The sequence below is a fragment of the Flavobacterium sp. PLA-1-15 genome, from assembly GCF_049060005.1.
In the GTDB taxonomy this organism is placed as follows: Bacteria; Bacteroidota; Bacteroidia; order Flavobacteriales; family Flavobacteriaceae; genus Flavobacterium.
In genome coordinates this window covers 1-20,534 of record NZ_JBMGQS010000009.1, presented here as the reverse complement: position 1 = coordinate 20,534, position 20,534 = coordinate 1, and the positions used below count along the sequence as shown (strand labels likewise).

Sequence of the window (20,534 nt, the reverse complement as noted above, 5' to 3'; positions counted from 1 at the left end):
GATTGGAGTTGATATCCTTTTTGTTCCGTTTCTTTAACGGGACAAAAAGATATTGCGGAAAGCAGGAATATCGATTCTGAAAAAGCCCTAGCGTTTCGCTCCATAAAAGAACTATTGTTCCACGTGGAACAACTTCATTTTCTCCTCTTCCTTTTGGCGCATTAATGCTTCGTCGCTTTCTGATTTGTCCTTGAATCCGCAATAGTGCAATACACCATGAACAAGCACACGACGCAATTCCTCTTCAAAAGAAACATTGAAATCCTTGGCGTTGTCTTCTACCCTTTCAACAGATACAAATATATCGCCGTTCAATTCGTTTCCAACAGAATAATCAAAGCTTATGATGTCCGTTAAGGTATCGTGTTGCAAGTACTCAACATTGATCTTATGCAAATATTCATCGTCGCAAAAGATGTAATTGATTTCTCCTTCTTTCTTATTTTCGGAAAGAATAACATTTGACAACCAATTGCTGTATGCATCTTCGTTGTCTAATTCAAAATCCGATTCGTAATTAAAACTAATCATTCTTCTTAAAGTATTCTTGAACCTTCTGGTTAAAATTGGAGCGCAAAGGTAAGCTTTGTCTATTTAAAATTTCGATACTGTTTAAATAATCTTTTAACGCTGGAGAAACTCCGTTCGTTGTGTTATTGAACTCCTTTTTATTGGTTTGCGCTTGACGTTTTTGTTCTTCTCCTTGTTGCTGGATTGCTTTGTCTAGCTTTAAAAGCTCATAGTTTAGATTGAGAATCTTTTGTAGCGTTTCGTTCTTGAAACCTTGATTCAGCAATTGCTTTTCAATTTGTTTCATATCATCCAAAACTTTCTGACCATTACCGCCCAAGCCTTTTTCATTTAATTCTTTTTGCAGAGCTTCTCGGAGTTGCTTTTGCTCTTTGTAAATTTCCATTATCTCACGAGCATTTCCTTCGCCATCTTCTCCGCTTTCTCCTTCTTGACCTCCTTTACCTTTTCCACCAGGTTGACCAGAATTACCATCTTTTCCACCGGGTTTTTGCCCTTGCTTGCCATCGTTACCATCCCCTTCTTTTTCTCCTGGCTTCTTACCTTCCTTTATTCCGTCTTTCATCTTTTCGCCAAGTTCACCTTGTTTTTTGATGATGTCCGGTAGTTGCATTCCTTCGCCTTGACCTTTTCCTGATTTACCTTGACCAGAACCGGACATCGACATCTGCATTCCATTGAGCATGTCGCTCAGAAAATCTGCAAGCTTATTGGCAGAAGAAACGGTGTACTGCTGATGCGAGGTTCCTTTACCGATTTGTGCTTCGACCAAATTCTCCAATGCTTTTTCGATGTTGTAATGCACATTGCCTACTTCCTTGGTAATACCCTCTCCCATCTTTGGCTGACGTAAAGAAAGAGCAAAAAGACTATCATCAACATGCTGGAATTGCAAACGCAAATCTTGTTGTGTCTTTAGATTTTTATTGAACGATGGCGAACCTCTTTTCAAAGCTTTAAATTGTTTCATCAAGTCCTCTTGTGAGAATGAAAAAGCAAGAAGGTTGTCTAGGATTTGGCGAAGCATCTTGATGTCTTCTTCCAATTGTTCCATCTGACCACCTGCCATACTTTGTGCCATTTTTGATGACATCTCTTTCATTTTCTTTGAGGCGCTTTTCTGCTTTGGCTTCGCCTTATCCTTATTTTCTTTATTGAGTTCTTCAGAAGCTTTTTTCAAATCCTCTTCCACACTCTTTTCTTTTTCTTCATCCTTTGGAATATCCATAGGGGCTTTTAATTCTTTATTATCCATGTCAAGCTGTTCTAACTCTTCTTGGATTTTATCGAATTCTTTGTTTATTTCCTCTTGCTTATCAGCAGTATTTTCCTTGTTCTTGTCAGCTAGCTTGTCTTGCTTTTCTGCAAGCTTGTCTAATTTATCGGCCAATTGTTCGGCTTTCTTTTCTACATAATAACGCTTTGTCAATTCAACCAATTGCTCTAGACTTTTGGTTTGGTTTTTGGATTTTTGTTTGAGCTGATCCATTTTTTCATTCAGTTCTTCCTGATTGATTTTTTCGTTCAACTCCTTTAACTTATCCAAAAGTTCCTTGTTCTTTTCTAAGTCTTTTTGCGTTTCGTCAATGCGTTTTTTAAGGTCTTCCTTGAACTCATCTTTCTTGTCGGTTTTTACCTTGTCGAGGTTCTCCTCTATCTTCTTCGCAAACTCTTTCATCTTTTCGTCAAGCATTTGCTGACGTTTTAGAAATTCATTTACTTTCTGCTGGTCCTTGAATTCAAGATTGTCTTTCTGCTTGTTGCTTTTTTGTAGCTTATCAAGTTCTGATAATTGCTTGTCCTGATTCTTTAATGACTTTTCCATACTGTTGATGTTGTCATTTTGCTGTTGCATCAGCTCGTCTTGCTTCTCGACATCCGTTTGGATTCTGTTTGAAAATACTGACGATTTTGTACTCTTGAAATTATGCAAGGCATCGTTATCAAAAACTTCAAAATAGTATTCATACGAAACGCCTTCCGTAACCGGAAGGTTTCCAGGGAACGAAAATACAAATTGATCGAAGACATCTTTCTTAACCGAAAGTGGCGACTTTAATCCTGCCTCTGGTTTGTTCTTTGGATAATACACAATTTGCAATCTTGACAAGCCATAATCGTCTGAAACCTGACCAATGACAACGGTTTTATCGATTCTTAGACTATCTGGAGCGTTGTTTACGGTAATTGCTGGGAACTGATCCTTTACAATCGATATTTGATAATTGAGTTTTTCGTAATGTTTTACCTTTCCATTAGAAGTAAGAATCTGATAATCTGTGTTTTGGTTTATGCTTCTAGACAATTGAAAAGTGTTATCATTTGCAGAAAAACGGCTGATTGTCTTCGAATCTGTCCATTCAACGGCTTTTGTGGCCAATGCACTTACTTTCCAAGTCACTTTGGTGCCTTCTGGAACGATGGCGTTGCCGGTTCCCTTGATGATTTCGGATTTCTTGTTGAGATAGGATGGAAAATTCAACACCATTTCGAAATTGGCGATTGTTGGAACGGCCACCACTTTCAATTCGTAATCGGAAGAAGTGACTTCGTTTGCTTTCACGTGGAACGCTGTGTTCTGGATTGGTTTTGTAAAACGGTATTCGAAAACGCCGGGCTTTGTAGATTCCATAAAATAACTTTCGTCGTTGATGAAAATCATGGCGTTTTCTGGCACTACTTTTCCTTCGGATTTAATCTGCAAAACAAAATCACTGCCTTGTTCGGTTTGCAGATTTTTGTTTAGGATGACAAATTCAAACGGAGCTGGTGGTGAATATTGTTTTTGATAGTTGACTACCCTATTGAAACTTTCGGTAATCAGATTGCTGTTTCCGGAAATATAAAAGAATGCAAAAAACAGAATTGGAATCAAGGCCAGCGGAATGAACTTTCTGTTTTTGTTGAAGTTTACGGCGTTTGTAAACGGTATTGGTTTTAGAGTACTTGCCTTTTGTTCGATGGAAGCTAAGAGCAGTTCTGATTGGTTGTTGTCATTAGAAAGTTGCAGGAAGTTGGTGAGCTTGTCACTTACTTCTGTGAAATGGTTTCCGATGATGATGGAGGCTTCTGTGTAATTGATTCCTTTTTTTAATTTGAATAATTGAAATAAAGGAAACAGGATGAAACGCATCAGCAAAAAGGCTTCAACAGCGATGAACGTCCAGAAGAGAATGGTTCTTCCGGTTGGTTTTAGCCAAAGGAAATATTCTACAATTAGAGTAAAGAAGAGATATAGCAAGCCTAATCCTATGAAGAAAATTAATCCTTTGAGGAGTTCGTTGGTGTAGAACTTTTTGATGAAAGCTTCTAATTTGTCGTATATCAATGCTTTATTTTCCAAATTGTAATGGCTTTTTGTTGTAACCGCTAAAAGTAATAATTTATATGAATAAGAAAATGTTAAAGTTAGGCAAGAGAAAATAGGAAAAAGGCAAAAGCTTTTGGCGATGCGCTGAACTTTTTTGTAATGTGCTGAGGTCTGATGATAATGTGCCGAGCTTTTTGGCAATGCGCCGAGGTCTGATGATAATGTGCCGAACTTTTTGGCAATGCGCCGAGGTCTGATGAGAATGCGCCGAACTTTTTGGCAATGCGCCGAGGTCTGATGAGAATGCTCCGAACTTTTTGGCAATGCGCCGAGGTTTGATGCCAATGATGATAGTTCTGAGCGGTTGCATTTATAAAAAAATTATAATTGTTCAATATGTGGCGCTACTTGTGGAGATCCTTCCTTCGTCAGGATGACAAGTTTGGGGATTTTGTTTGTGGGGCTTGATTGTGGTCCCTCTCCCGAAGCTTCGGGAGGCGCTCGGGATGACAGATGGAATACTTTGTGGAATGTACTGGTGATGACGCAATGGTTTCTGGTGATGGATTGTGGCGGTGTGGAGGCGGTTCCCGAGGAGCGGATAGATTGCCTTATAGCCCCGATGGTGCCATTGTTTGAGCTCTTGGGCCAGCCTTAAAAGCTGGCCCAAAGCGAGTGGCTCCAGCGGGAATATGGATAGAACAAATGCCTGAAGTTGTGCTCCTGAAATTTATAATGAATTGGATTTTTGATGTTTTGGAATTATCTAATTTTAGAATTACATATTTGAAACCGTATCTTTGCATCAAAATTTAAGAGAAATGTCAAAGCAAGTGCGTGTGCGTTTTGCACCAAGTCCGACGGGACCTTTACATATTGGCGGTGTTAGAACTGCGTTGTTCAATTATTTGTTTGCCAAGAAACACGGTGGTGTTTTCTATTTGAGGGTTGAGGATACGGATCAGAACCGTTTTGTTCCGGGTGCTGAACAGTATATCATGGAAGCGCTGGAATGGCTGGGAATTGCTCCTAGCGAAACGGTTGGAAAGAACGAGCAGTTTGGACCGTACCGTCAATCGGAACGAAAACATTTGTATAAGGAATATGCAGACCAGCTCGTAAATTCGGGTTGGGCGTATTATGCTTTTGACTCCTCGGAAGATTTGGACCAATTGCGTAAAAATGCTGAAGAGGAAGGGAAAACGTTTATTTACAACCATTCGGTTCGGGAAAAACTGGACAACTCGTTGACGAATTCTGCAGAGAAAACGGCGGAACGAATTGCGAACGGTGAAGACTTTGTGATTCGTTTTAAAACGCCTGTGGGTGAGATTTTAGAATTAAAAGACATCATTAGAGGTGATATAAAATTTGATACGAATTTGCTTGACGACAAGGTTTTGTTTAAGAGTGATGGAATGCCGACGTATCATTTGGCGAATATTGTGGACGATCATTTGATGGAAACGTCGCATGTGATTCGTGGTGAGGAATGGTTGCCGTCTATGCCGTTGCACGTTTTGTTGTACAGAGCCTTTAATTGGGAAGCTCCGGAATTTGCGCATTTGCCGTTGATTTTGAAACCGGTTGGAAATGGAAAACTTTCGAAGCGTGATGGTGATAAATTAGGGTTTCCTGTATTTCCTTTGGAATGGAAAACGGAAGAAGGGATCTCCTCAGGTTATAGAGAGAAAGGATTTTTTCCGGAGGCTGTGGTAAACTTTTTGGCTTTATTGGGCTGGAATGATGGAACAGACAAGGAATTATTTTCGTTGGAAGAGTTGGCACAGGTTTTTGACTTGAACAGGGTTCATAAGGCTGGAGCGAAGTTTGATCCGGAGAAAAACAAATGGTTCAACCACCAATATCTGATCAAGCAGAATGATGATGATTTGGCGAAAGCCTTTGCTCCTATCGTATATGAAAAAGATGTTGATGTAGATTATACTACTTTGGTGAAGATTGTAGCTTCAATAAAAGAACGTGCGAATTTTGTTTCGGATTTCTGGGAATTGAGTGATTTCTTTTTTGTAGCTCCAACATCTTATGATGAAAAAGCTACAAAGAATTGGAAGGAAGAAACGCCAGGATTGATGCAAAACTTGATTGGTGTTTTGAACAGTATTGAAGATTTTACTTCCTTAAACATAGAAACGATTGTGAAGGATTGGATGACGCAAAACGAGATTGGGATGGGGAAAGTGATGCAACCGTTTCGTTTGAGTCTTGTTGGCGCTTTAAAAGGTCCGCATTTATTTGATATCGTGGAGTTGATTGGCAAGGAGGAAACGATTCGGCGAATTGAAAAGGCGATTTTGAGCTTATAGAAGTTCTTGATTATAAAATTATAACCCTTTCTGAGTTTGTAACTTTGGAAGGGTTTTTTATTTAATTAGGATTGATAATTTTCTTTATCTTTACTCAACCCTTAAATCATATCTTATGAAAAAATTGATTTTCTCTTTTTTGTTGTGTCCGTTCCTACTATTTTCTCAAGAACAACAAAACACCGAAGACATTGTTAAAGATGAAAAGTATAACAAAGGCTTTTTTAATCTTACAAAAGTCTCCTACACGAAAGTTACTAGCTTAGAGCAGGAACTGTCTGGTCCAGGAATTGGCAGTGGAACCGTGGATCTTGAAACAGATGGCACTAATGCTTTTGCACTGCAAACCATTAATGGCTATTTCTTGAATCCGTACCTTTCTTTGGGTTTGGGAATTAGTCTGGAAGGATTTATTTCACCGACGATCAATACTTTTCCTGTTTTTGCGGATGTGAGGGTTTATTTTGTTGATGATTATTCTTCGCCATTTGTGTTTGGAAATTATGGTGCGTTAATGCGACTGGGTGAAGAATTTAAAAGAGGAAATATGTTTGCTGTTGGTGCCGGCTATAAATTTACCGTTGGGAAAGAACGAAGAACGGCGCTGGTAACGGATATAAGCTATTCTGGAAGGAAGATGAGCATGACGGATGATTCGTTGAAGGATTCAGATAATGTGCTTACTACTGGTGGAATTTCTATTGGTATTGGTGTAGTGTTTTAAAATTGAATATCACATAATAAAAAGAAAGCTCCTGATTGGGAGCTTTTTATTTTGTAACTTTCCTACAATTCTTCCGTACAATTATAAGTAATCATTTTTAACACCAAAAAACATGGATGTATTTTTAATCATTTTCCTCGTCTTAGGATTGTTCCTATTTCTTTCTTCTTTTTTTACTGTAAAACAGCAAACGGCTGTTATCATTGAGCGTTTTGGAAAATTCCTCAGCGTTAGAAATTCTGGTTTGCAACTTAAAATCCCTGTTATCGATAGAATTGCAGGACGTGTGAATTTGAAAATCCAGCAATTGGATGTTATCATCGAAACCAAAACAAAAGACAACGTATTCGTAAAGCTTAAAGTTTCAGTTCAGTTTAAAGTGATCCAGGACAAAGTATATGAAGCCTTCTATAAATTGGAATATCCACACGATCAGATTACCGCTTATGTATTTGACGTTGTGAGAGCCGAAGTTCCTAAATTGAAATTGGATGATGTTTTTGAAAGAAAAGACGATATCGCGATTGCTGTAAAGCGTGAATTGAACGAAGCAATGACGACTTATGGATATGACATCATCAATACATTGGTGACGGATATTGATCCTGATATTCAAGTTAAAAACGCAATGAACCGTATCAATGCTGCCGATAGAGAAAAAACAGCTGCAGAATTTGAAGCAGAAAGTTCAAGAATCAGAATTGTTGCCAAAGCAAAAGCGGAAGCCGAAAGCAAGCGTCTACAAGGACAAGGTATTGCAGATCAAAGACGTGAAATTGCCCGTGGATTGGTAGAAAGTGTTGAAGTTTTGAACGAAGTAGGAATCAATTCTCAGGAAGCTTCTGCCTTGATTGTGGTAACCCAGCACTATGATACTTTGCAGGCTATTGGAGCTGATACAAATTCCAACTTGATCTTGCTTCCTAATTCGCCTCAGGCCGGTAGTGATATGCTCAACAATATGGTGGCATCTTTCTCTGCTTCGAACCAGATTGGTGAAGCGATGAAAAAAGGTGGAAAAATTGGTCTTCAGAAAAAGAAAAACACTGGTGACTTCAAACCATCTGATGATTATCAAAATCTAAAGGATAAAACAGATTCTAATCCTGATGATTATGATTCTACAATCTAAAAGGATGTTGTAAAATCCGTGAGATTAAAATTGACCGCAAATTCGCAAATTAGAATTGAATAAATTTGCGAATTTGCGGTCTTTTTGTTTCTATAATTTAAATAACTTTCTGAGTAAGAAAGAAGCTCCAATACTCTTTATGGGTCCTGCAAGTCCTCCTATGACGTTTAAAGCCATTTTTGGTACACTTCCCATCATGTTGGCGGGATTCAAGCTGTCCTTGGTGTTATCAAAGCTTTGTGTGAGTTTTTGATAGTGGATTTCTCTTTCTAGATTTAGAATTTCAAGATCACGATCAATTTCTGCATAAGAAGAATATTTTTTTCTTTCCATAATTTTGAAAATTAATCTTTAAAAAAGAATTCTGAAAATTTCTCCAAGATCGGTCCTTCTACAATTTTGTCTTGGATTTTATAGATGAGGATGCTTAAAATCAAATACACCCCTCCTATTATCAAGAACCCGTAGGCAAAATTATCCAAGGCATATCCAATAGCAATTGCCGCTGCAATGGAAAAAAATACGGTTACCATAACTAACATTACGGCCAAAAGGAAAATCTTGAGGATCATTGTTGTCGATTTCATTGCGATTTTAAAGAACCACAATTTATAATAGGCAACATTGCTGTCCAGATATCCTTTGGCTTGGTCTTGTAAGTCTTGGGTATTTTCTTTTATTTTTTCAAAAGCCATTGCTTTATTTTTTAACTGCTGCTGCAGATTTCAATTCTTCGAGTTTTCTTTCTAGAGTGGCAATAACATCTTCTGCTTTATCATCTACATTGGCAACCAAATCATCGAAGCTTGATTCCAAATCTGCTTTTGATTTTGAGAATTTCGATTTCAACGTTTCAGAATATTCATCGAATTTATCCTTGAATTCATTTTTTTTCTCATCAAAACCTTCCTTGATTTTCTCTCTTGTTTTCGAACCTTTTTCTGGAGCAAATAAAATTCCAAATCCTGCTCCAATTGCTGCACCTGCCAAAAGTGCCAAAACTGTTTTTCCGTTATCGCTTGCCATAATTTCTTAGTTTTAATTGTTATGATTTTAAAGATACGAAGTTTATTAACATTTTGCTGTTAAGAGACGGTTAAAGTGTCTTTGCAAAGCGGTAAACCTTAAATAATACTTCCTCATTAAAGGTTTTGGGAGAACTGTTATTCTGATATAAATTGAAATAAAAATTGCTTTAAAATCAATTTATGAAGGTCAATTTTAATATACTTAATCAATAAGAAAATTAGATATGATAGATAAAATATATAATAAGAAAAACCCACTATATTGTGGGTTTTTCATTTATAAAATCTATTCTTTAAAAATTAAATTTCAGAAAGTAATTTTTGAACTTCTTCATTTTTTTCGGAAGCTTTCAAATCTGAAAGTTGAGCTTTGAAATTTTCTAGATTCAAAACATCTTTCTTTAAATTCTGTATCGTTTCGAATCGAACAAACGATGATTCACTTTTAAAGGACATGTTGTATAATTTTTGCAAAACGTCTTCATCTACATCTGAAAATTTGATTTTATCAGAATATTTCAAAAGCCAATTCGCAAACAATAAGGAACTTTTATTGTTGTTGATGTTCTTTTTCAAGGCATTTTGAAGCAAGCTAAAATCGGTAATTGAAGCGATATTTTCTCCGATTGATTTCTCGATTACAGCTCTTTCCTCCTCTTCTACTTTAAAATATTTGTTGATTTCTTTTAAAGAATTATTAATGGCATTTTCTTCTTTCTTGCCTTTTTCTTCCCAAGCATCTTTTAGTCCAACAGTCCTGTTGAAAACTAATTTTTTCGTTGTAGAATCCTTATCTACAGTAAAATAACCCAGACGTTGGAACTGGAATTTATCTTCGTTTTTAGCCGTAGCCAAACTTGGTTCCAAATAGCCTGTAATGACTTTCAAAGAATCTGGATTTACAAATTCTAAGAAGTCTTTTTCCTTATGAGAATCCGGCGCTTCATCGGTAAACAATCGGTCGTACAAACGGATTTCAGCTTCAATTGCATGCTGAATAGAAACCCAATGCAAGGTTCCAGAAACTTTTCTTTGGCTGGCTTCTGTTCCGCTTCCGCTTAAACTGTCTGTGTCGTAGGTCACGTGAATTTCAGTAATAGTTCCATCAGCATCTTTTACAACGCTTTCTCCCTTAATGATATAGGCGTTTTTAAGACGTACTTCCTTGCCTAAACTCAAACGGAAAAACTTCGCTGGAGCCTCTTCCATAAAATCTTCTCTTTCGATGTAGATTTCTCTTGAAAGAGGCACTTGTCTGAAACCTGCATTCTCGTCTTCTTGGTTGTTTTCTGCTTCAAGCCATTCTTCTTTTCCTTCAGGATAATTGGTAATAACGACTTTCACAGGATCTAAAACCGCCATCACACGTGGAGCAGTCTTGTTCAAATCTTCACGGATACAGAATTCCAAAACCGAAACATTGATTAGGTTTTCACGCTTGGCAATACCAATTGTATTGGCAAAATTACGCAATGAATTGGCGGTATAACCTCTTCTTCTTAATCCGGAAATGGTTGACATTCTTGGATCATCCCAACCATTGACGTGCTTGTCTTCTACTAGTTTTAAAAGCTTTCTTTTGCTTACAACCGTATGCGAAAGGTTTCTTCTGGCGAATTCTCTTTGTTTTGGTCGAACCAAATTCTTATCTATAATTTGGTCTAAAAACCAATCGTATAACTCACGGTGAGGCAAGAATTCAAGCGTACAAAAAGAGTGTGAAATTTGTTCCAAATAATCGCTTTCACCATGGGCCCAATCGTACATTGGATAAATGCACCACTTATCCCCTGTTCTATGGTGATGTTTGTGGATAATTCGGTAAATAATAGGATCACGCATCAACATATTGGTTGATTTCATGTCGATTTTGGCACGTAAAATATGTGTTCCTTCTGGAAATTCTCCGTTTTTCATTCTTTCGAACAAATCAAGGTTTTCCTCAACCGAACGATTTCTATAAGGACTATCAGTTCCTGGAGTGGTTGGCGTTCCTTTTTGAGTCGCCATTTCTTCAGAAGTCTGACTGTCAACATACGCTTTGTCATTCTTGATAAAATCAACAGCCCAGTCGTATAATTGCTGGAAATAATCGGAAGCATAACGCTCTTCAGCCCATTGATATCCCAACCATTCTACATCACGTTTGATGGCATCTACAAATTCCTGCTCTTCTTTCGCAGGATTTGTATCGTCAAAACGAAGGTTTACAGGTGCTTGATAATCAATTCCTAAACCGAAATTTAAAGCAATCGAACTGGCATGTCCAATGTGCAAATAGCCATTAGGTTCGGGCGGAAAACGAAAACGTAATTTGTCGTTTGACAAGCCGTTTTTTAAATCCTCTTCGATAATTTGTTCAATGAAATTCAATGATTTCTCTTCTGTTGACATAATAATTTTCTAACTTTCGACAAAGATAGAAAATGTTTAAAGTTTAAGGTTTAAAGTTGTTTAAAAAAGCGCTGAAACCTCTTAACTTTGAACTTCAAACCTTAAAGTAGTTATGGGTACAATTAAATTAAAAAATATTCGCACTTTTTCCTATCACGGTTGCCTGGTTGAAGAAAGTAAAATCGGCTCGGATTATGTGGTTGATTTGGAAATAAAGACCGATTTACGTAAATCTTCTGCTTCTGATGAATTGGCCGATACGGTAGATTATGTGCTTTTGAATAAGATTGTCATGGAAGAAATGGCTATCCGTTCAAAACTTTTAGAGCACGTAGCGCATAGAATCATCAAAAGAATCTTCAGTGAAATTCCTGCAGTTTCGAGAATACTTTTGGCGGTTTCAAAAGTGAATCCTCCAATTGGTGGTGATGTTGAGATGGTTACGATTGAAATGGAAGAATACCGAACTTAATATTTTAGATTATAGATTGCAGATTTTAGATTTTGTGAAACTTTTTAAACTTTAAACTTTAAAACTTTAAACTTTTTAATTACATTTGCCGTCCAAACAATTAATGGCGTCGTGGCCGAGCGGCTAGGCTGGGCTCTGCAAAAGCTCCTACTCCGGTTCGAATCCGGACGATGCCTCCAAAAGAGATACAGAAATGTGTCTCTTTTTTTTTATTTTTTTTCCAAAATACAAGAAATAAAAGATTAGCATAATAAAAAATCCCAACTTAAAGTCGGGATTTATTTTAATTCGAATGATTTGGTTCAATCTTTTCCAACGCTTTTTTAACCAATTTCTGGTCGCTTGGAAACCAACCCTGGAGCATTATGGTTACTCCAAAAATAACAAGAATAATACTTGTTATCTTCTTGATTTTTAATATATTGGCTGGTGTCATTTTGTTTTTTAACTTCTTAGCCAATATCATTTTTATAATATCCACAGCTAAATAAGTAGCGATTACGGCTGTAAAAAAGATCATTAATCTTGAGGTTTTCAATTCAAGTTGTGGTCCGAAGGTAATGAAGATTAACAACCAGAATCCAAGTACGCCAACGTTGATAAAATTCAACAGAAAACCTTTTACAAAAAGGCTTCCGTAGTTTTTCTTGATGAGCTCTACTTCTACTGTTTCGTCGATATTTTTTGAAGCTCTCCTTAATTTTACAAACGAAATAATGCCATAGGTAACCATTATCAATCCTCCGAAAATGAATAAGGCTGGCTCGTCTTTGATGTTATTGATGAGTCGGTAACTACTGAAATAGGCAATTCCTATGAAAACGAAATCGGCCGTTACAACGCCTAAATCGAAAACCATTGCCGCTCTAAATCCTTTAACTGCAGCCGTTTCCAGTAGTACAAAAAATACTGGACCAATCATAAAACACAATAGAATACCTAGCGGAATGGCTAGCAGAATATCTTGGATCATCAACTAAAATTATACAGTAGGAAACACAAATATAATTTAAAATTTACAATTTGATGTTTTATACTTAACGTTTGCTTTCGTTGATGCTTCCTCCCAAGGTGGTTTTTTTGTTGATTTGTTTTGGACTTCCGAAAACCGTAATAGTTCCTCCTGCCCTAACTTTTGCATCAACTAACTCTGTTGCACGCACATCTGCTTCTCCGCCGGTTGTTATGGTTACAGTTGTTTGAGAAGTTTCTAGTCCTTCAGCACGAAGAATTCCGCCAGTTCCAACAGAAGCATCTTGATTAGTCGCTGTCCCTTTAATATTTAAGGTTCCACCTGTTACCGCTCTTAATTCTGCTTTTTGAACATCAATATTTAGTCTAATTTCTGAACCTTCCTTTGCATTCAATTTTATAGAAGCTTGTTTGAAAATAGCATCACCAGCTACATAAGAGCCTTCGCTAGCATCAATACTTTCCAAGGATTTGTAATATACTTTAGCCGTTACCGACTCTCCATCCAAAAGCTTTTTGAGTTTCATTCTAACTTTTAAATTTCCGTTTTTATTAACAAGCTCAACCTCGTTTGCTCTATCGCCTTTGATTTCTATTTTACTCTCAGTTGATTTTATTAATTCTACCGAAATTCTATCAAAAACAGCAATCGAATTAAAATCACCAACATTTTTTTCTACCTGGGAAAATCCCAAACTGCTCACTAAAAGCAATACTATTATATTTAACTTTTTCATAGCTTATTTATTTAATCATTTTTTCTTATGTAATGAAAATCAAGTTGTTTCTTAACCAAATCTGCATTTTTTACTTTCACAATCACTTCATCTCCAAGCTGTAATAAATTTTGCGTTACAGCTCCAACCAAGGCATATTGTTTTTCATCAAACGTGTAATAATCGTCTTTTATTTCACGGATTCTGCACATTCCTTCGCATTTGTTGGATACAATTTCAACATAAATTCCCCATTCGGTTACACCAGAAATTACACCTAAAAATTCTTCATCTTTATGATCCTGCATGTATTTCACTTGCATGTATTTGATGCTATCGCGTTCTGCATTGGTCGCCAAACCTTCCATATTGGACGAATGCTGGCATTTTTCTTCGTAATCTTCCTGGCTTGCAGATTTTCCTCCATCAAGATAATGCTGTAACAATCGGTGTACCATTACATCCGGATAACGACGAATTGGTGAGGTAAAATGCGAGTAATAATCAAAAGCCAAACCATAATGACCAATATTTTCGGTAGAATATTTAGCCTTGCTCATTGTTCTGATGGTCAAAGTATCCACCATATTCTGTTCTTTTTTTCCTTGAACGTCTTGTAATAAAGTGTTCAACGATTTAGAGATTTCTGATTTATCTCTGAAATTAATCTTATAACCAAATTTAGAAATCACGGTTTGCAAACTCATCAATTTACTTTCATCCGGTTCGTCGTGAATCCTGTACACAAAGGTTTTCTTTTGTTTTCCAATGTATTCCGCCACTTTTCTATTGGCCAAAAGCATGAATTCTTCAATCAAATGATTGGCATCTTTTGAAACTTTAAAGAAAACACCAACCGGTTCTGCTTCTTCATTCAAGTTGAATTTTACTTCTACTTTATCAAAAGAAATAGCTCCATCGGCCATTCTTTTTCTTCTTAAAATCTTCGCTAATTCATCTAATTTTAAAGTTGCTTCAACGATTTCATCTTTTACAACATACTCACTTCCAGTAATGGAAATTTCCTGAGGAATTACATTTCCTTTGGTTTCGATGATTTGCTGAGCTTCTTCATAAGTAAAACGTTGGTCGGAATAGATTACCGTTCTTCCAAACCATTGATTAATAACCTGTGCCTTTTCATTGATTTCAAATACTGCAGAAAATGTATATTTTTCTTCATTTGGACGAAGCGAACAAGCAAAGTTTGACAATACTTCCGGAAGCATAGGTACTACCCTATCCACCAAATAAACCGAAGTTCCACGTTGATAGGCTTCATCATCCAAGATGGTTCCTTCTTGCAAATAATGCGATACATCGGCAATGTGGATTCCTATTTCATAATTACCATTTTCTAAATTTTTGAACGATAACGCATCATCAAAATCCTTTGCATCTTTCGGGTCAATCGTGAAAGTCAAAGTATCTCTCATATCACGACGCTTCGCAATTTCGCTTTCCTGAATCGATGTATCAATTTTCTGAGCGAATACCTCCACTTCAACCGGAAAGTCGTAAGGAAGGCCGTATTCTGCCAAAATAGCGTGTATTTCGGTGTTATGTTCTCCAGGTTTTCCAAGCACTCTTAAAACGGAACCAAATGGACTATCTGCTTTTTTAGGCCAATCTTCTATATTTACCAAAACAACATCTCCATTTTCAGCTTCTCCAATTTTATCTTTTGGAATAAAAATATCGGTGTACATCTTTGCATTGGCGGTAGAAACGAAAGCAAAATTCTTCTGGATGTCAATCACACCTACGAATTCTGTCTTGTGTCTTTCCACCACTTCAATCACTTCACCTTCAGGACGTTTTCCTTTTCTTCGGTTGTAAACATATACTTTTACCTTGTCTTTATCCAAGGCATGATTCAAGTTATTGGTTGGGATAAAAACATCTTCTCCAAAATCTGGACAGATGAAATATGCCGTTTTTCGGCTCGTCATATCAATCGTACCTTCGTAGTAATCTTGGCTGATTGCTTTCACCAAATACTTTCCAGGTTCGGTTTCGATGATCTTTTTTTGAGAAGCCAAAATCTTTAAATCCTTGATGATTTCGTTTCTGCTTTTCGTATCGTTTAATTCTAAAACCGCACCTATCTGCTTATAATTGAATGCTCTATTGGCATTTTGTGACAATATTTTTAAAATTTTTCCAGAGAAATCTTTCTCCTTTTTCCCTAATTTTCTAGGTATCTTACTCATAATTCTTTTCTTATTAATGCTGAAAATTACGAATAAGATTTTAGAATTAAGAATTAAGGTTTCAGAATTAAAAAAAATATAACTTTTGTATCTTTATAAAAATTCAAAAATGGAAGACTTCCGTACGATTGCCGTATTCAATTACACCCATGAAATTGTAATCCTGAAACATATTCTGGAGCAGGAAGAGATTCAGTATTTTTTCGAAAACGAAACCATGTCGAGCATTGCTCCTTTCTACTCCAATGCTCTGGGAGGCATCAAACTCAAAGTACATCCCAACGATTTCGAAACTGTTCAGTTCATCCTAGACGAATTGAAAGACAACAACGATCTAAAAATCGTTTGAACAGTTTGAAGTTTTCAACATATATTAAATACAACAAAAAGAAAAGATTAAATTAATTTAAAATTTTGATGGTTATTATAGCGTGTTAATAGTTACAATAAGTTTCTATTTCAGCGTAGCCTAAAAGACTTTTCCTTACTTATACAGACTTGTTAACATACTTATATTGGGTTAAGCAATTCATTTTGAAGTGATTTTTGTAGTTTGTTAACAATCGTTGATAATAGAAAATGAATAGGATTTGTAGATAAGTTCACTTGTTAATTACTGTTAATAATTTCGATTTAGGTATTCATAACTTTTCTAAAAATTCATGAAACTAAATTAGGATTTTAAAGTTGGGTTTTGCATTAGACTTTTTAATAAGACAACCAAAAAATAGTTCTAAAATTCTATCCTTAGTTATCAACAAATAATGTTAATTTAAGGTAAACTGATTATCAAGCATTTAAGAATTGCTATTAACATTGTATTATTTTAACAATTACATTACATTAAATGCTTCAATATTAAATGATTGTAATGTTGATAACCCGTAACCAACTGACAGTCAAATGCTAAATCTTATGGTTTTTATTTTGGTAAATGATAAAGGTTGCGATAAATTTGCACGACACAACTAACACATATTTATAGTATGAGAATTTCAATAGGAAATGACCACGCAGGACCGGAATACAAAAAAGCAATTGTAGCCTTTCTTGAAGAAAAAGGACACGAAATCATCAATCACGGGACGGATACCACGGACAGTGTAGATTATCCAGATTTTGCACATCCGGTTGCGGAAGATGTAGAAAATGGTGAAGTGAACTTCGGCATAATCATCTGCGGAAGCGGAAACGGAATTGCGATGTCGGCGAACAAACACCAAGGAATTCGCGCTGCGGTTTGCTGGACCAAAGAAATTTCGGCGCTAGCGCGCCAACATAACAATGCCAACATCATAAGCATCCCGGCCCGATTCACGTCTATTCACCAAGCAGTTGAAATGGTGGATACTTTCCTGACTACTGAATTTGAAGGCGGAAGACATGCCAACAGAGTCAATAAGATTGCTTGTCAATAATTATTTCTAAAAATAAAACGAACCGTTGATTGAAAAATCAGCGGTTTTTTTATGCTTGAAATGTATCAAAACCGAAGAGTAGCGCCAGTTGTGCAATAACGATGATAGCGAATTTTACTATAAAGGAAGTTTTGCTGATTTTATGGCGGAAGACCATCATCGCCAATCCCAAACCAACAGAACCACCACAAAAAGCAATCGTGAAAAGTGTCTTTTCGGGGATGCGGAATTTGTTGTGGACGGCTAGATATTTGTCGTATCCGGCAACGGCAAAAGCTACAATATTCACAATCAAAAAATAGACAAATAATTTTTCCATTAACAGCAATTTACGCGGTAAAGATATTATTTTCGCCTAGTAAACAAATCAATTTTATGACCAATATAGATTTTATCAAACAGCGTGTTGCCACGGCCTCTAAAAACATCGAAAATACCGTTCAATTATTAAAAGAAGATTGCACGATTCCGTTTATTTCCCGATATAGAAAGGACCAAACGGGAAATCTTGATGAGGTGGTGATTGAGCAAATTGCAAAGCTTCAGAAGGAATATGAAGCGATAGTGAAACGCAAGGAAGCCATTTTGAAATCTATTGAGGAACAGAAGGCTTTGACGCCTGAGTTGGAGAAAAAAATCAGCCAGAGTTTTGATTTGAACGAGCTGGAGGATTTTTATCTTCCTTATAAGAAGAAGAAAAAAACAAGGGCAGATGTTGCGAGAGAGAATGGTTTGGAGCCGTTGGCGAAGATTATCATGGCGCAAAATAATGATGATATCGACTTTATTTCGAGCAAATATCTGAATGAAAATGTGGAGAATGAGGACCAGGCACTTCAGGGTGCACGCGATATTATTGCGGAATGGATCAATGAAAACATCTACGTTCGGAAACAACTCAGGAGGTTGTATCAGCGGAAAGCTAGCATTTCGACGAAAGTCGTAAAAAAGAAACAAGAGGAGGAGAATGCCCAGAAATTCAACCAGTATTTTGATTGGTCGGAGAATTTGAGCAAGACGCCTTCGCATCGTCTACTAGCCATGCTTCGGGCGGAAAATGAAGGGTTTGTGAAGTTGAAAGTGGAAGCTGAAAATGATGAAGCGCTGGATATCATTGAGGAAATCATCATCAAAAAAAACAACGATACTACGCCTCATATTCAGTTAGCGGTTGAAGATTCGTATAAAAGATTGTTGCATCCGGCGATTTCGAACGAAGCGTTGCAGGAAGCGAAAGCCAAGGCGGATGCGAATTCGATACAGGTGTTTGCGAGTAATTTGAGTCAGTTGTTGTTGGCGCCACCGTTGGGAGAGAAGCGCATCTTGGCGATTGACCCGGGGTTTAGAAGTGGTTGCAAGGTGGTGTGTTTGGATCAAAAAGGCGATTTGCTGTACAACGAAACCATTTTCCCGCATGCTCCACAAAAAGAGGATGCGATTGCGATGAAAAAAATTCGTTCGATGGTGAATGCGTATAAGATTGACGCGATTTCGATTGGGAACGGGACGGCTTCTCGTGAAACCGAATTCTTTATCAAGAAGATTGCTTTTGACAAGCCTGTTCAGGTGTTTATTGTGAGTGAGGCCGGGGCTTCAGTATATTCTGCATCGAAGATTGCGAGGGAGGAATTTCCTAATTATGATGTGACAGTTCGGGGTTCGGTTTCGATTGGAAGAAGGTTGAGCGACCCTTTGGCAGAGTTGGTAAAGATTGATCCGAAAGCGATTGGAGTAGGGCAGTACCAGCACGATGTGGACCAGACGAAATTGAAGGAAGAGCTGGATACGGTGGTGGTGCGTTGTGTGAATTCGGTGGGGATTAATATTAATACGGCGAGCAAGCATTTGTTGAGTTACGTGAGCGGAATAGGTGAGAAGCTGGCGGAGAATATCGTGGCGTATCGTTCTGAAAATGGGCCGTTTGAGGATAGAAAACAGTTGAAGAAAGTGCCTCGATTGGGGGAGAAAGCTTATCAACAGGGAGTCGCTTTTATTAGGATTTCTAATGCGAAGAATCCGTTGGATAATTCGGCGGTGCATCCTGAGGCTTACCCGATTGTGGAGAAGATGGCGAAGGATTTGAAATTATCCGTGCATGATTTGATTGCGAATAAGGAAAAGACGGCGTTGATAAAGCCTGAAAATTATATTACTCCTGAAATTGGGTTGTTGGGTTTGAAAGATATCATCAAGGAGCTTGAAAAACCGGGACTGGATCCAAGGAAATCGGCGAAGGTGTTTGAATTTGATGCGAATGTGAAGACGATTGCTGATTTGAAGCAGGGGATGGTGTTGCCGGGGATTGTGAACAACATTACGAACTTTGGTTGCTTTGTGGATATCGGTATCAAAGAAAGCGGACTGGTGCATATTTCGCAATTGAAGGAGGGATTTGTGAGCGATGTGAACGAGGTGGTGAAACTGCACCAGCATGTTCAGGTGAAGGTAACGGAGGTTGATGTGGAGCGAAAGCGTGTTCAACTGACGATGAAAGTTTAAGTTATTTTTCCTCTTTCAAGGATGTAATTGCATCATTGGTGTATATTAATGTATCACTCGGGTAAGTAATTGCATCATTGGAGTATATTAATGTATCACTCGGGTAAGTAATTGCATCATTCAAGTATATTAATGGATATCTCAGATACTTAATTACATCATTCTAATATATTAATGTATCATTCAAATATTTAATTACATCATTCGGATATGTAATTTCATCATTCGGATATATTAATGCATCATTTAGATATGGAATTATATCATTTAATTGTCATAAATCATTATGTGTATATGAATTGTATACTATAATTATTTTTTTACATTAATGAAAATTGTGTAGCTTTGGTTTAGAGGGTATTAACTTAAAAATTTGTGTTATGTTGAAATTGGATTTGGATCGGTTTTTTAAGGTGAAGGGTATTAGAAAGGCTCATACTTATATGATGGAAATTGGGAATTCTGCGGGATATGCGACGAAATTGATCAATGGACAGGCGGTTTCGATTCCGTTTGATAAGCTGGAGCTTTTGTGTGAGCATTTTAATTGCACGCCGAATGATTTGTTTAACTATATTCCGGATTCGGATAGGGTTTTGCCGGCGAGCCACGCTTTGCATAGTATTTCGAAAACGAAAACGATTGGGCAGATTAATGCACTTTTGCATGAATTGCCGATGGAGAAGATTGAGGAGCTTTATGGGATGTTGAAGAAAGATTGAAGATTGAAGATTGAAGATTGAAGATTGAAGATTGAAGATTGAAGATTGAAGATTGAAGATTGAAGATTGAAGATTG

The 20,534-nt window shown here is 37.1% G+C and carries 20 protein-coding genes and 1 tRNA gene; 10 read left to right on the top strand and 11 right to left on the bottom strand.

What is annotated here, in order from left to right:
- Positions 1 to 111 precede the first annotated feature (111 nt).
- From ybeY to ACI6PS_RS07710, 3 genes are read right to left on the bottom strand one after another with little or no spacing between them, the layout of a single operon-like run.
- Entirely contained in the window at positions 112 to 531 is a 420-nt protein-coding gene (gene ybeY / locus ACI6PS_RS07720; protein ID WP_421011977.1) for an rRNA maturation RNase YbeY, read from the bottom strand.
- Entirely contained in the window at positions 524 to 3,874 is a 3,351-nt protein-coding gene (locus ACI6PS_RS07715) for a DUF4175 family protein (RefSeq protein WP_421011976.1), read from the bottom strand. Before ACI6PS_RS07715 ends, ybeY begins: the two co-directional genes overlap by 8 nt.
- A 40-nt stretch (positions 3,875 to 3,914) precedes the next feature.
- Positions 3,915 to 4,211: a hypothetical protein gene (locus ACI6PS_RS07710; RefSeq protein WP_421011975.1), complete on the bottom strand. Its 297-nt coding sequence runs from the start codon at positions 4,209 to 4,211 to the stop codon at positions 3,915 to 3,917.
- 143 nt (positions 4,212 to 4,354) lie between these two features.
- Here ACI6PS_RS07710 and ACI6PS_RS07705 point away from each other — a divergent pair, with 143 nt between their 5' ends.
- The 4 genes from ACI6PS_RS07705 to ACI6PS_RS07690 all read left to right on the top strand — a co-directional run bounded on the left by ACI6PS_RS07705 (position 4,355) and on the right by ACI6PS_RS07690 (position 8,024).
- Positions 4,355 to 4,480, top strand: a complete 126-nt coding sequence (locus ACI6PS_RS07705) for a hypothetical protein (RefSeq protein WP_421011974.1) — start codon at positions 4,355 to 4,357, stop codon at positions 4,478 to 4,480.
- A gap of 182 nt (positions 4,481 to 4,662) precedes the next feature.
- A complete protein-coding gene (gene gltX / locus ACI6PS_RS07700; protein ID WP_421011973.1) occupies positions 4,663 to 6,168 on the top strand; it encodes a glutamate--tRNA ligase in 1,506 nt (501 codons plus the stop codon).
- A 115-nt stretch (positions 6,169 to 6,283) separates the two neighbouring features.
- Positions 6,284 to 6,892, top strand: coding sequence for a hypothetical protein (locus tag ACI6PS_RS07695; protein ID WP_421011972.1), 609 nt, complete (start codon positions 6,284 to 6,286; stop codon positions 6,890 to 6,892).
- 112 nt (positions 6,893 to 7,004) lie between these two features.
- On the top strand, positions 7,005 to 8,024 hold the full coding sequence (locus tag ACI6PS_RS07690) for an SPFH domain-containing protein (RefSeq protein ID WP_421011971.1): 1,020 nt from the start codon (positions 7,005 to 7,007) through the stop codon (positions 8,022 to 8,024).
- 90 nt (positions 8,025 to 8,114) lie between these two features.
- Here the strand turns inward: ACI6PS_RS07690 and ACI6PS_RS07685 are convergent, their stop codons facing one another.
- The 4 genes from ACI6PS_RS07685 to ACI6PS_RS07670 all read right to left on the bottom strand — a co-directional run bounded on the left by ACI6PS_RS07685 (position 8,115) and on the right by ACI6PS_RS07670 (position 11,446).
- On the bottom strand, positions 8,115 to 8,357 hold the full coding sequence (locus ACI6PS_RS07685) for a DUF6327 family protein (RefSeq protein ID WP_421011970.1): 243 nt from the start codon (positions 8,355 to 8,357) through the stop codon (positions 8,115 to 8,117).
- 11 nt (positions 8,358 to 8,368) lie between these two features.
- A complete protein-coding gene (locus ACI6PS_RS07680) occupies positions 8,369 to 8,719 on the bottom strand; it encodes a competence protein (protein ID WP_421011969.1) in 351 nt (116 codons plus the stop codon).
- Between the two features lie 4 nt (positions 8,720 to 8,723).
- Positions 8,724 to 9,050, bottom strand: coding sequence for a YtxH domain-containing protein (locus tag ACI6PS_RS07675; protein WP_421011968.1), 327 nt, complete (start codon positions 9,048 to 9,050; stop codon positions 8,724 to 8,726).
- Positions 9,051 to 9,352: 302 nt separating this feature from the next.
- Positions 9,353 to 11,446 carry a glutamine--tRNA ligase/YqeY domain fusion protein gene (locus ACI6PS_RS07670; RefSeq protein ID WP_421011967.1) on the bottom strand — a complete coding sequence of 698 codons (2,094 nt, stop codon included), beginning with the start codon at positions 11,444 to 11,446 and terminating at the stop codon, positions 9,353 to 9,355.
- 112 nt (positions 11,447 to 11,558) lie between these two features.
- Here ACI6PS_RS07670 and folB point away from each other — a divergent pair, with 112 nt between their 5' ends.
- Together folB and ACI6PS_RS07660 are read left to right on the top strand one after the other, a co-directional pair.
- Positions 11,559 to 11,918, top strand: a complete 360-nt coding sequence (gene folB, locus ACI6PS_RS07665; protein ID WP_421011966.1) for a dihydroneopterin aldolase — start codon at positions 11,559 to 11,561, stop codon at positions 11,916 to 11,918.
- Between the two features lie 105 nt (positions 11,919 to 12,023).
- Positions 12,024 to 12,097: transfer RNA gene (locus tag ACI6PS_RS07660), tRNA-Cys, on the top strand.
- A 104-nt stretch (positions 12,098 to 12,201) separates the two neighbouring features.
- Here the strand turns inward: ACI6PS_RS07660 and ACI6PS_RS07655 are convergent.
- The 3 genes from ACI6PS_RS07655 to rnr all read right to left on the bottom strand — a co-directional run bounded on the left by ACI6PS_RS07655 (position 12,202) and on the right by rnr (position 15,819).
- Entirely contained in the window at positions 12,202 to 12,891 is a 690-nt protein-coding gene (locus ACI6PS_RS07655) for a LysE family translocator (RefSeq protein ID WP_421011965.1), read from the bottom strand.
- Between the two features lie 64 nt (positions 12,892 to 12,955).
- Entirely contained in the window at positions 12,956 to 13,627 is a 672-nt protein-coding gene (locus ACI6PS_RS07650) for a head GIN domain-containing protein (RefSeq protein ID WP_421011964.1), read from the bottom strand.
- 11 nt (positions 13,628 to 13,638) lie between these two features.
- Complete coding sequence (rnr, locus tag ACI6PS_RS07645; protein ID WP_421011963.1) at positions 13,639 to 15,819, bottom strand: ribonuclease R; 2,181 nt, start codon at positions 15,817 to 15,819, stop codon at positions 13,639 to 13,641.
- 109 nt (positions 15,820 to 15,928) lie between these two features.
- On the opposite strand from rnr, the gene ACI6PS_RS07640 reads away from it, so the two are divergent.
- Positions 15,929 to 16,168 (top strand): DUF2007 domain-containing protein, encoded by a 240-nt coding sequence (locus tag ACI6PS_RS07640; RefSeq protein WP_421011962.1) that lies wholly within the window; start codon positions 15,929 to 15,931, stop codon positions 16,166 to 16,168.
- A 637-nt stretch (positions 16,169 to 16,805) separates the two neighbouring features.
- Complete coding sequence (gene rpiB, locus ACI6PS_RS07635) at positions 16,806 to 17,237, top strand: ribose 5-phosphate isomerase B (protein ID WP_421011961.1); 432 nt, start codon at positions 16,806 to 16,808, stop codon at positions 17,235 to 17,237.
- Positions 17,238 to 17,286: 49 nt separating this feature from the next.
- On the opposite strand, the gene ACI6PS_RS07630 is transcribed toward rpiB, so the two are convergent.
- Positions 17,287 to 17,556, bottom strand: coding sequence for a DUF1294 domain-containing protein (locus ACI6PS_RS07630; RefSeq protein ID WP_421011960.1), 270 nt, complete (start codon positions 17,554 to 17,556; stop codon positions 17,287 to 17,289).
- A 56-nt stretch (positions 17,557 to 17,612) separates the two neighbouring features.
- On the opposite strand from ACI6PS_RS07630, the gene ACI6PS_RS07625 reads away from it, so the two are divergent.
- Together ACI6PS_RS07625 and ACI6PS_RS07620 are read left to right on the top strand one after the other, a co-directional pair.
- Positions 17,613 to 19,736: a Tex family protein gene (locus ACI6PS_RS07625; RefSeq protein WP_421011959.1), complete on the top strand. Its 2,124-nt coding sequence runs from the start codon at positions 17,613 to 17,615 to the stop codon at positions 19,734 to 19,736.
- Positions 19,737 to 20,116: 380 nt separating this feature from the next.
- On the top strand, positions 20,117 to 20,458 hold the full coding sequence (locus ACI6PS_RS07620; RefSeq protein ID WP_421011958.1) for a helix-turn-helix domain-containing protein: 342 nt from the start codon (positions 20,117 to 20,119) through the stop codon (positions 20,456 to 20,458).
- Positions 20,459 to 20,534 lie beyond the last annotated feature (76 nt).

What these genes read in the sequence shown, in the direction of transcription:
- folB (WP_421011966.1), top strand. Translation starts at nt 11,559, where the DNA reads ATGGGTACAATTAAATTAAAAAATATTCGCACTTTTTCCTATCACGGT.
- ACI6PS_RS07690 (WP_421011971.1), top strand. Translation starts at nt 7,005, where the DNA reads ATGGATGTATTTTTAATCATTTTCCTCGTCTTAGGATTGTTCCTATTT.
- ACI6PS_RS07620 (WP_421011958.1), top strand. Translation starts at nt 20,117, where the DNA reads ATGTTGAAATTGGATTTGGATCGGTTTTTTAAGGTGAAGGGTATTAGA.
- ACI6PS_RS07695 (WP_421011972.1), top strand. Translation starts at nt 6,284, where the DNA reads ATGAAAAAATTGATTTTCTCTTTTTTGTTGTGTCCGTTCCTACTATTT.
- rnr (WP_421011963.1), bottom strand. Translation starts at nt 15,819, where the DNA reads ATGAGTAAGATACCTAGAAAATTAGGGAAAAAGGAGAAAGATTTCTCT.
- ACI6PS_RS07625 (WP_421011959.1), top strand. Translation starts at nt 17,613, where the DNA reads ATGACCAATATAGATTTTATCAAACAGCGTGTTGCCACGGCCTCTAAA.
- ACI6PS_RS07710 (WP_421011975.1), bottom strand. Translation starts at nt 4,211, where the DNA reads ATGCAACCGCTCAGAACTATCATCATTGGCATCAAACCTCGGCGCATT.
- ACI6PS_RS07640 (WP_421011962.1), top strand. Translation starts at nt 15,929, where the DNA reads ATGGAAGACTTCCGTACGATTGCCGTATTCAATTACACCCATGAAATT.
- ACI6PS_RS07680 (WP_421011969.1), bottom strand. Translation starts at nt 8,719, where the DNA reads ATGGCTTTTGAAAAAATAAAAGAAAATACCCAAGACTTACAAGACCAA.
- ACI6PS_RS07655 (WP_421011965.1), bottom strand. Translation starts at nt 12,891, where the DNA reads ATGATCCAAGATATTCTGCTAGCCATTCCGCTAGGTATTCTATTGTGT.
- gltX (WP_421011973.1), top strand. Translation starts at nt 4,663, where the DNA reads ATGTCAAAGCAAGTGCGTGTGCGTTTTGCACCAAGTCCGACGGGACCT.
- ACI6PS_RS07675 (WP_421011968.1), bottom strand. Translation starts at nt 9,050, where the DNA reads ATGGCAAGCGATAACGGAAAAACAGTTTTGGCACTTTTGGCAGGTGCA.
- rpiB (WP_421011961.1), top strand. Translation starts at nt 16,806, where the DNA reads ATGAGAATTTCAATAGGAAATGACCACGCAGGACCGGAATACAAAAAA.
- ACI6PS_RS07685 (WP_421011970.1), bottom strand. Translation starts at nt 8,357, where the DNA reads ATGGAAAGAAAAAAATATTCTTCTTATGCAGAAATTGATCGTGATCTT.
- ACI6PS_RS07630 (WP_421011960.1), bottom strand. Translation starts at nt 17,556, where the DNA reads ATGGAAAAATTATTTGTCTATTTTTTGATTGTGAATATTGTAGCTTTT.
- ybeY (WP_421011977.1), bottom strand. Translation starts at nt 531, where the DNA reads ATGATTAGTTTTAATTACGAATCGGATTTTGAATTAGACAACGAAGAT.
- ACI6PS_RS07650 (WP_421011964.1), bottom strand. Translation starts at nt 13,627, where the DNA reads ATGAAAAAGTTAAATATAATAGTATTGCTTTTAGTGAGCAGTTTGGGA.
- ACI6PS_RS07705 (WP_421011974.1), top strand. Translation starts at nt 4,355, where the DNA reads ATGGAATACTTTGTGGAATGTACTGGTGATGACGCAATGGTTTCTGGT.
- ACI6PS_RS07670 (WP_421011967.1), bottom strand. Translation starts at nt 11,446, where the DNA reads ATGTCAACAGAAGAGAAATCATTGAATTTCATTGAACAAATTATCGAA.